The organism is Pseudoflavonifractor sp. 524-17 (genome assembly GCF_009935845.1).
GTDB lineage: Bacteria > Bacillota > Clostridia > Oscillospirales > Oscillospiraceae > Pseudoflavonifractor_A.
Window position 1 is genome coordinate 99,652 of sequence record NZ_QWEK01000009.1, and the last position, 8,550, is coordinate 108,201.

Genomic DNA, 8,550 nt, shown 5'->3' on the forward strand with positions numbered 1-8,550 from the left:
TTTACCGTGTAGTCGACGCGGGCTTTTTTGTATCGACTGACGCGGGAATGTGTCGGGCGCGGGCGCAACTGTTTTGCGCTTGCCTCTCGCCTGGACATAGAGGCCGCCCGCCCGGGGGATTCCCAAGGGGGGAAGCCCCCCTTGGGCCCTGGCGCCGCCCGCGCAGGGCCCTCCGGGGGGTGCGGCCCTTTTCCGCAAAAAGACACTTGCAAAGACGGCGGACCAGGAGTATAATTAGCTCAAAGTTGTACGTACAAATTTTGAAGGAGGCGGCACATCATGTATCTTTCTGGACGGGAGCACCCCATTGTGGACTACCCGGAGCGAAAGCAGGTGCGTTTTACGTTTGACGGTACACAGCTGATGGGGCTGGAGGGCCAGCCCATCGCGGCGGCGCTGGTGGACAACGGCATCCGCGCTTTTCGCCATACCCATAAGACCGGCCAGCCCCGGGGGCTGTTCTGCGGCATCGGCCAGTGCAGCGACTGCGTGGTGGTGGTGAACGGGACGCCCAATGTCCGCTCCTGCGTCACGCCGCTGGAGGAGGGCATGGTCATTGAGACACAGCACGGCCTGGGAAAGGTGGGAGTACGGTGCGAGTAACCGATCTATTGGTGGTAGGGGCCGGCCCCGCGGGACTGGGCGCGGCTATTGAGGCCGCCCGCCTGGGGGCCAAGGTGCTGCTGGTGGATGAGAATTTGAAAGCCGGCGGCCAGCTCTACAAACAGATCCACAAGTTTTTCGGCTCCGGCGCACACTACGCCGGGACCCGGGGGTTCCAGATTGCGGACATCCTGCTGGGTCAGGCGGAGGAGCTGGGGGTGGAGACCTGGCTGGACACCCGGGCCCTGGGCCTGCTGGACGACGGGACAGTGGCGGTGCTCCGCAAAGGGAAGGTGGAGCCGGTGAAGGCGGGGAAAATCATCCTGGCCACCGGGGCCAAGGAGAATGCCCTGGCCTTCCCGGGGTGGACTTTGCCCGGCGTGATGACAGCCGGGGCCGCCCAGACCTTCAGCAATGTCCACGGCACTTTGGCGGGGAAAAGGATTCTCATGGTGGGTTCCGGCAACGTGGGCCTGATTGTCTCCTACCAGCTGATGCAGGCGGGGGCGGAGATCTGTGCCCTGGTGGAGGCGGCCCCCCAGATCACCGGCTACCTGGTCCACGCGGGAAAAATTCAGCGTGCCGGCGTGCCGGTATACACCGGCCACACCGTGGTGGAGGCCAGGGGAACGGGGGAGGTGGAGGAGGCGGTCATCGCCCAGGTGGACGAACGCTTCCAGCCCATCCCCGGCACGGAGCGGGCCTTGGCGGTGGACACCATTCTGCTGGCGGTGGGCCTCAATCCCAGGACGGAACTGGCGGCCATGTTCCGCTGCCAGACCACCTATGAGGGGGCGCTGGGGGGCATTCTGCCCGTCCACGACGGCTGGATGCGCAGCACCAACCCGGACATCTATGTCTGCGGCGACCTGGCCGGGGTGGAAGAGGCCAATACCGCCCTGGAGGAGGGGCGTCTGGCGGGTGTTCACGCCGCCTGCGCCCTGGGGTACCACGGGGAGCAGGCACAGGAGAAGATGAACGCCCTGCGGGAGAGTTTGAGATCCCTCCGGGGCGGGGCCCATGCCCTGCGCCGCCTGTCCGGCAAGGAGCGGGTTATTGAGAAGGGAGAGAGCGCGTATGTCTGAGCAGAAGAGACGGGGAGCGGCCCTCTTGGAGTGCTGCCAGGAGATCCCCTGCAACCCGTGTGCCACTGTGTGCAAAACCGGGGCCATTACCAAGGCCAGCCTGAACGCCAGACCGGAGTTCCACCCGGACAAGTGCGTAGGGTGCAAGCTGTGCGTGGCGGCCTGTCCAGGGCAGGCCATCTTTTTGGAGACGCCAGACTATGAGCCGGGAAAGTGGGCCCTCACCTTCCCCTATGAGTACCGCCCCCTGCCGGAGGAGGGCCAGACCGTCACCGCAGTGGACCGGCTGGGCCAGCCGGTGTGCCAGGCGGTGGTGGCCGCGGTGGAGGACCGGCCGGTCTATAATAAAACCGTGCTGGTGACGTTGGTTTTCCCGGCGGAGCACCGGGAGCAGGTCCGCTTTATGAAGCGGCTGGAACAGGAGGGGCGCTGAATGGACGGCACAGAGATCTATATCTGCCGGTGTGAGGAGGTCACCCGGGCCGATGTGCTCCAGGCCATCGCGCAGGGGTGCCATACCGTAGCCAGCATCAAGCGGGCCACCCGGGCGGGGATGGGGGCCTGTCAGGGCCGTATGTGCGGCCGGCTGATTCAACAGATTTTAATGAGTCAGGGGATCCAGAGCCCCGAGACCATAGAGGGGGACAAACCCCGGTTCCCCATTGTGCCCTGTGAGACCGGGGCCCTGGGAGGTGGCGGAGATGGGGAATAACTACGGCGCCATTGTGGTGGGCGGCGGCTATTTCGGCTGTGCCTGCGCCTATTTTCTGGCCAAGGCGGGGGTGCCCGCCCTGCTGTTGGACCGGGGGGAGATCGGCCGGGGGGCCTCGGGGGCCAATTTCGGCAATGTGCAGGTGCAGGATGCCTCCATGGGCCTGAGCTATGAGCTGACTTTGGCCGGCTTTGCGCGGATGAAGACCATGGAGGCGGAGCTGGACAGCGACATCGGCTACAATGACTACCCCTCCCTTCTGGCGGCGGAGCGGCCGGGGCATCTGGACGGGCTGCGCCGGCTCTACGAGGAGAAGAAGGCGGCGGGGCTGGACATCCGCTGGCTGGATGAGAACCAGGTCCTGGAGGTGGAGCCCAACATGGCCCCCGGAGCGGTGATCGCGGCCACCTATTTTGTCCAGGGCCGGGTGTACCCCTTCCACTACCTGTACGCCCTGGTGCGCCAGGGCCGCAGGCACGGCCTGGAGGTGCGGGAGAAGGCCGGGCCGGTGTGCCTGCTGGTGGAGGGCGGCCGGTGTACCGGCGTGCAGCTGGAGAATGGATCCACCTTGCGGGCGGAGCACGTGATTGTCACTGCCGGCAGCGGTACCGCGGAGCTGTGCGCCGGGGCGGGACTGAACGTGCCGGTCCACTCGGTAAAGGCGGAGGCCTTTGTCACCGAGGCCATCCAGCCCTTCCTGCGCAGCTACTACTCCTCCGCGGCCTTCTTCGACGAGGCCCACAGCCAGACCCAGGCGTCCACTACCCTGTGCGTGGGGCAGAGCCACTACGGTAATATTCTGCTGGCGGAGACCACCAAGCCCCATCAGAGCGTGGACGCCGGTAAGCAGGACTGTACCTCTCTGGAGCACTGCCGCAACCTGCGCCGGCAGCTTCTGCGCACCTACCCCGCGTTAGAAAAGGTGCAGATTCTCCGCGGGTGGGTGACGGCCTCTCCCTCCACGGAGAACAACGAGCCCATTCTGGGTAAAAGCCCCATCCCCGGCCTGATTCTGGCCGCCGGGTTTAAGAGCGCGGTGGTGATGTCCGCAGTGGCGGGGGAGATTGTCCGGGACCTGGTGACCCGGGATACCTGCGCCTGGGACATCCGCCCCTTCATGGCGCCGGTTACGTTCCTGGAGCAGTCCTGAATGGGGGCGGGGAAGAGCAGACGGCTGTGGAGTCAGACCTGTGGAGTTTTATTAGAGAGCATCCGCCGTATGAGGCCGGGGGAGAACCGGCTGGAGACGGAGGAGGCCCTGACCCGGCGGCTGAACGTAAGCCGGGCCACCGTGCGGGAGGCCATGGACACCCTGGTGTGGCAGGGGTACGTCACCCGCCGCCAGGGGAAGGGCAATTTCGCCCACCCCTCCGTGGGGCAGCTGCGCCACCGGATGGACCTGGACGCGGACTTCCTCCGCCTCATCCGCACAGAGGATCAGGAGGGGGACTGCCGCAATCTGCGCTGCGGCTTTGCCCGGGCCAGCCAGGCCATGGCCCGCCGGTTTCCCCGGCCCTGCGGGCGGGTATATGAGCTCCACTGGCTGTACACCTTGGGGGAGACGCCTATGATATTCTGCAAAATCGCCCTGCCGGAGGAGGTGCTTACTCTGCCGCCGGAACCCCCTGCCCGGGGGGAGACCCTGTATCAGTGGATCGCCCGGTTCTGCGGTCGGGATTTCGCCTACTTCGCCGCCCACCTGGGCTGTCAGGCCGACGAAGACGCCGCCCAGGCCCTGGCGCTCCCCCGGGAGACGGTGGTGCAGAACTGGCAGGAGATTTTCTACGACCTGTCCGATGAGCCGGTGGCCTTCTGCGAGGTCTTTTTCCACCCGGAAAACATGGACCTGTCTATGGTCCTGCGGCCGTGACAAAACAAAAAAGGCGTGGAAACCCTCTGGGTTCCGCGCCTTTTTGCTCTGAGCGCTTATTTCTGCTTTGTGGGCGTCTCCAGGTCTAGATCTACCTTGTTGAAGGACTCGGAGGACTCGCTGTAAGTGTACTCGGCGGTAAATTTCCCTACGTACTTGTCCCCATAGTTATCCAAAACCGTGGCCTTGCCCTTGACGGTATAGGTACCGTCATCCTCGGAAATGTCCGTCACATTTGTGGTGACGTTTTTCACATCGGCATAGCTGAATTTGCACTCCACGGCAACATCGGCCCACACCTTGTCCTTTAGCGCCTGCTCCAGATCATCCTGGGGGGAGGAGGTGCCGCCGCCCCCGCCGCAGGCGCACAGAGCGCAGATCATCGCCAGCCCTAACAAAAACACCCTTAATTTTTTCATATCGCACATTTCCCTTCCGGCGGGTCTTGGAGAAAGCCGCCCGTCTTGATAATAATTTTATTATAAAACATTTTGTTTTACGTGTCAAGATAACAAAACGTTTTATATATACTTCTGCCTATCATCCCCTCAGAATTGGAAAGGAGTTAGGCAGAATGTACAAGAGAATCCGCGATATGAGGGAAGACCAAGATTTGCTGCAAAAGGATGTTGCGGCGTATCTACAGTGCAGCCAAGTGAGCTATTCCCACTATGAGCTGGGCAAGCGGGACATTCCCACCGATGTGCTCATCAAGCTGGCGGTATTTTACCAGACCAGCGCCGACTACCTGCTGGGCCTTACCGATGTGAGGAAGCCCTATCCGAGGAGCAGAAAATAAGAGGCCGGTCCCCTGAAAATTGGGCCGTTTTACACGTCCTTTCGTGTCAGACAAACCCCGGCGATTGCTCCAATCAAGGCAAGCGGCGCGATTCTGACGAACAGCCACTCAAATGTGTGAAGCACAACTGCGATTACCGCAGTGTGCTTACAGAGGTTTCAAATACCTCTGATATGGAAATCAGCATATCGGCATCTGGAACCGACAGACCCTGCTCCCATTTAGAGATTGTTTGCCGCACCACATTCAGCTTGACAGCAAGTTCTTCTTGTGAGAGTCCCTTTGATCTTCTGATTGCTCTGATGTTTTCCTTTAGCATGAGGGATAACCACCTTTCTTTCAATTGCTGCCATGATTGTATTAGAAATTGCCCGTTGCGGCAAGCAATGAATTGTAACATCGGCAGGTTTCCTTATGGCAGAGCCCCCCCAGGGGCCCCGGCGGAGAGATTTGTGCTCGCCGCACGGGCCGCTTATGCAGCGGGCGCCCAGGCCCTTTCGGGAAAGGGCCCGGGCGCCCAAAGGGCTCAAGGGGGGTTGACCCACCTTGAGAATCCCCCATTACGAGGGGCCCACCCGGCGCACCGCGCCGGAGCACTGCCATGCCGATGGTGTCAGTCTGGCAGGCAGCGCCAGTCCCTGCGTAGGGTTTCTGCTCGGCCTACATTTCTGTGCCGGGCCCCTCGAGTCGGCCGGGGGGAGAATTGGCAGGGGACAAACCCCCGGGCCGACTGGGGAGGCCCGGCACTTCTATTGCAACGTAAGCGCAGGACCCTAGCTTAGACTGGGTCGATTGGAAGAGAATCAGAACGTTGAGGCAGTGGTGGCGGCGCGGTGCGCCGCCTGGACTTCTCGCCATGGGGGCGTCCAGAGGGGGCACCCTTCTGGGGTTACCTGCAAACTGCACACACTCAGTATGCCCATGACAAAAAGAAAACTCCTAGAGCCGTTGCGGCTCTAGGAGTTCCTATGGTGGAGACTACTGGACTCGAACCAGTGACCTCCTGCGTGTGAAGCAGGCGCTCTAACCAGCTGAGCTAAGCCTCCGGTTGGCGGGAGCGATTCCTCTCCCGTCGTGGTGACGCGTACGGGAATCGAACCCGTGTTACCGCCGTGAAAGGGCGGTGTCTTAGCCGCTTGACCAACGCGCCAAGCGAAGGACTGATCAAACAGCCCATGGTAGCGGTACCTGGATTTGAACCGGGGACACTGCGGGTATGAACCGCATGCTCTAGCCAACTGAGCTATACCGCCATAGCCTGCCCTCATTTCCTCGTTTCAAACAGGGCAAGAATTAGTATACTCGAAGAAGAGCGGTTTGTCAACTGGATTTTCCAAAAAATTTTGAAAATCTCAGCGGCCGGCCTGGAGGGAGGGCTCGGGGATGGGGACGGTGAACTCCTGCTGGCCCATAAAGCCGGGGGCCACCTCGTATTTCTGAAAGAGAATCACAGGATTTCCGGATTCATCCAGGCAGAAGAGCTGGCCGGCAGTGATGCCGGAGAAGCCACCCAGATCGGCGGTGAAGTAGACGGCGTCCTCTTCTCTGACGCGGCGATCCATCTCCGCCTGGACGGCCTCACCGGCGATGGCCTGGTAGTCGGGGCCCAGCAGGTCCTCCAGGGTGACGGGCTCCCCGGTGGTCAGGTCCAGGTTATAGGCGAAGATCTGGGTATAGGCGGTGGCCTGCACCTCGGTCTGGTAGATCAAAAAGGAGAGGTAGCGCTGGTTGGAGCAGCGCAGCTCATAGTCAATGGTGACAATGACGGGAAGGAACTCCTCTTCCTGTCCGCCGGTGACGGTGAAGGCGGTATACTGCTCCTCGGCCCGGAGCTCGGCCTCTTCCACCAGAAGGTCGATCTGCTGGTCGATCTCGACGGTGATGGCCTCCTCCAGCTGGGGGCGGCCGGTGACGGTGAGGGCGGGGCGGCGCACGTCAATAAGGCGTGTGCGGTTGTGGGCGTGGTACTCCTCCACCGTCACCAGCCGGGCCAGATGTCCCAGGACCGGCACCTGCTCCAGTGCGCTGGCCAGGGCGGGGCTGCTGTTTACCAGCAGGCAGAAGCAGGCGCACCCGGCCAGTCCGGCGGTACAGGCCCGGCGCACCCGCCTGCGGGCCCGGCGGCGGCGGTCCCCCTCCCGGATGGCGGCGGCCACCGTGAAGGAGAGAGCCGGGGGAACCTCCACCGACTGATAGGACAATTTCTCCTGCTCAAAGTGATCCTTCATAGAAATCCTCCCCTGTCCATGCCCGGAGCCGCTTCAGGCCCTTGTAAAGGCGGGACTTGACTGTGTTCAGGTTGGCGCCGGTAATTTTGGCGATCTCCTCCAGCTTGAGATCCTCAAAAAAACGCAGGCGGATGACGGTGCGCTCCTTCTCCCCCAGCCGCTCGATGGCGTTGTGCAGGTCAATTCTGGCGCTATAGTCCGGCTCGGGCGCGGCGGAGAGCCCCGGCCCGTCCTGATCCAGTGGGACCAGCCGCCGGCTGTGGCGGAAGTAGTTGACGCTCTCGTTGACGAGAATGCGGTAAAACCAGGTTTTGAGGTAGGCGGGCTGGCGCAGTCCGTCCACCTTGCCCAAGGCCTTGGCGATGCTCTCCTGCACCACGTCCATGGCGGCGTCCGGGTCCTTGACATAGCTGTAGGCCAGGCGGTAGAAGCCGTCCTGGCCGGCCAGAATATGATCGATCAAAAGCTGGCGCTTGTCAGTGGGAGCTGTCAACCTGGTTCCATTCCTTTCCTGGTTATGATGGGGCGGCGGGAGACACGGTATGAACGGCCAGATAGTCCAGCCACCTCTGGTAATGCCGCTGGTAGAGGTGGACCCCATCGCTGCTCTCCTCCTGGGGGAGGCAGCCGTCCTCATCCACAAAGGCGGACCACACGTCCACCAGATAGACCTGCTTCTCTGCGGCCAGGCCGCGGATCTCCTGGTTAAAGGCCAGAATGCGTTCGTTGGTGAACTCCCCCTGGGCGGATTTGGCGGCGGTGACGGGGATAATGGTCTGGAGGTAGATCTGGGCCTGGGGCTGGACGGCGAGGATGAGGTCCAAAAGCTCGCCGTAGCGCTGGCGGTAGTCTGGCGGGGTCATCCAGCTCAGCTCATTCACGCCCAGCATGAGGTAGATTTTCCCATAGGAGACGCTCTGGAGGCAGTCCAGGGCGGTGACAGTGCCGCCGTCCTGGGGGACAAACCGCTTGGTACGCACCGTCTGGACGTTGAGTCCCCGGTAGGCCAGCCGGCCGGCGGGGGAGAGATCGGTGTAGAGCAGCAGCCCCTCGGTACGGGAGTCGCCGAGAAAAGCGGCGTCGTCAAACCAGTCCACATCCACGGGCTGTGTCTGGGGGACGGGGGCGGCGTAGTCGTAAGGGGCGGCAGAGGCGCTCGCCAGGGGGAGCGGCGCAGGCTCCCCAGGCCCAGCGGGCGCCGCGGAGGGGGCGGGTCCGGCAGACAGTCCGGCGGGGGGCGGCAGAGGCGCGGC

At 62.7% G+C, this 8,550-nt stretch carries 11 protein-coding genes, 3 tRNA genes and 1 pseudogene; 7 read left to right on the forward strand and 8 right to left on the reverse strand.

From position 1 onward, the window contains the following. Window positions 1-279: 279 nt before the first annotated feature. The 6 genes from D1159_RS03470 to D1159_RS03495 are packed head-to-tail and all read left to right on the forward strand — an operon-like array spanning window position 280 to window position 4,270. On the forward strand, window positions 280-603 hold the full coding sequence (locus D1159_RS03470; RefSeq protein ID WP_161844306.1) for a (2Fe-2S)-binding protein: 324 nt from the start codon (window positions 280-282) through the stop codon (window positions 601-603). Beyond that, complete coding sequence (locus D1159_RS03475) at window positions 594-1,688, forward strand: FAD-dependent oxidoreductase (RefSeq protein WP_161844307.1); 1,095 nt, start codon at window positions 594-596, stop codon at window positions 1,686-1,688. The genes D1159_RS03470 and D1159_RS03475 overlap by 10 nt, the downstream gene beginning before the upstream one ends. Further along, on the forward strand, window positions 1,681-2,121 hold the full coding sequence (locus D1159_RS03480; protein ID WP_161844308.1) for a 4Fe-4S binding protein: 441 nt from the start codon (window positions 1,681-1,683) through the stop codon (window positions 2,119-2,121). The genes D1159_RS03475 and D1159_RS03480 overlap by 8 nt, the downstream gene beginning before the upstream one ends. Continuing rightward, entirely contained in the window at window positions 2,122-2,400 is a 279-nt protein-coding gene (locus D1159_RS03485; protein ID WP_161844309.1) for a (2Fe-2S)-binding protein, read from the forward strand. Next, complete coding sequence (locus D1159_RS03490; RefSeq protein ID WP_161844310.1) at window positions 2,390-3,550, forward strand: FAD-binding oxidoreductase; 1,161 nt, start codon at window positions 2,390-2,392, stop codon at window positions 3,548-3,550. The genes D1159_RS03485 and D1159_RS03490 overlap by 11 nt, the downstream gene beginning before the upstream one ends. Next, window positions 3,551-4,270, forward strand: coding sequence for a GntR family transcriptional regulator (locus D1159_RS03495; RefSeq protein ID WP_161844311.1), 720 nt, complete (start codon window positions 3,551-3,553; stop codon window positions 4,268-4,270). It begins immediately after the preceding gene. 56 nt (window positions 4,271-4,326) lie between these two features. Here D1159_RS03495 and D1159_RS03500 read toward each other — a convergent pair whose 3' ends face one another. Further along, window positions 4,327-4,689 carry a hypothetical protein gene (locus D1159_RS03500; RefSeq protein WP_161844312.1) on the reverse strand — a complete coding sequence of 121 codons (363 nt, stop codon included), beginning with the start codon at window positions 4,687-4,689 and terminating at the stop codon, window positions 4,327-4,329. Between the two features lie 155 nt (window positions 4,690-4,844). Between D1159_RS03500 and D1159_RS03505 the strand changes: the two genes are divergently transcribed. Beyond that, window positions 4,845-5,069, forward strand: coding sequence for a helix-turn-helix transcriptional regulator (locus D1159_RS03505; RefSeq protein WP_161844313.1), 225 nt, complete (start codon window positions 4,845-4,847; stop codon window positions 5,067-5,069). A 29-nt stretch (window positions 5,070-5,098) separates the two neighbouring features. On the opposite strand, the pseudogene D1159_RS03510 reads toward D1159_RS03505, so the two are convergent. From D1159_RS03510 to D1159_RS03540, 7 genes and pseudogenes are all read right to left on the reverse strand, one after another. Further along, window positions 5,099-5,388, reverse strand: a pseudogene (locus D1159_RS03510) (helix-turn-helix transcriptional regulator). A 650-nt stretch (window positions 5,389-6,038) separates the two neighbouring features. After that, window positions 6,039-6,115: transfer RNA gene (locus tag D1159_RS03515), tRNA-Val, on the reverse strand. A 29-nt stretch (window positions 6,116-6,144) separates the two neighbouring features. Then, window positions 6,145-6,219, reverse strand: a tRNA-Glu gene (locus D1159_RS03520). Window positions 6,220-6,245: 26 nt separating this feature from the next. Continuing rightward, window positions 6,246-6,322 (reverse strand) — tRNA-Met (locus D1159_RS03525). A gap of 99 nt (window positions 6,323-6,421) precedes the next feature. Beyond that, window positions 6,422-7,297 carry an RsiV family protein gene (locus D1159_RS03530; RefSeq protein ID WP_161844314.1) on the reverse strand — a complete coding sequence of 292 codons (876 nt, stop codon included), beginning with the start codon at window positions 7,295-7,297 and terminating at the stop codon, window positions 6,422-6,424. After that, window positions 7,281-7,790 carry a sigma-70 family RNA polymerase sigma factor gene (locus tag D1159_RS03535; RefSeq protein ID WP_243152092.1) on the reverse strand — a complete coding sequence of 170 codons (510 nt, stop codon included), beginning with the start codon at window positions 7,788-7,790 and terminating at the stop codon, window positions 7,281-7,283. Before D1159_RS03535 ends, D1159_RS03530 begins: the two co-directional genes overlap by 17 nt. Before the next feature lie 22 nt (window positions 7,791-7,812). Next, a partial coding sequence (locus D1159_RS03540; RefSeq protein ID WP_161844316.1) for a GDSL-type esterase/lipase family protein occupies window positions 7,813-8,550 on the reverse strand: 738 nt, incomplete at its 5' end.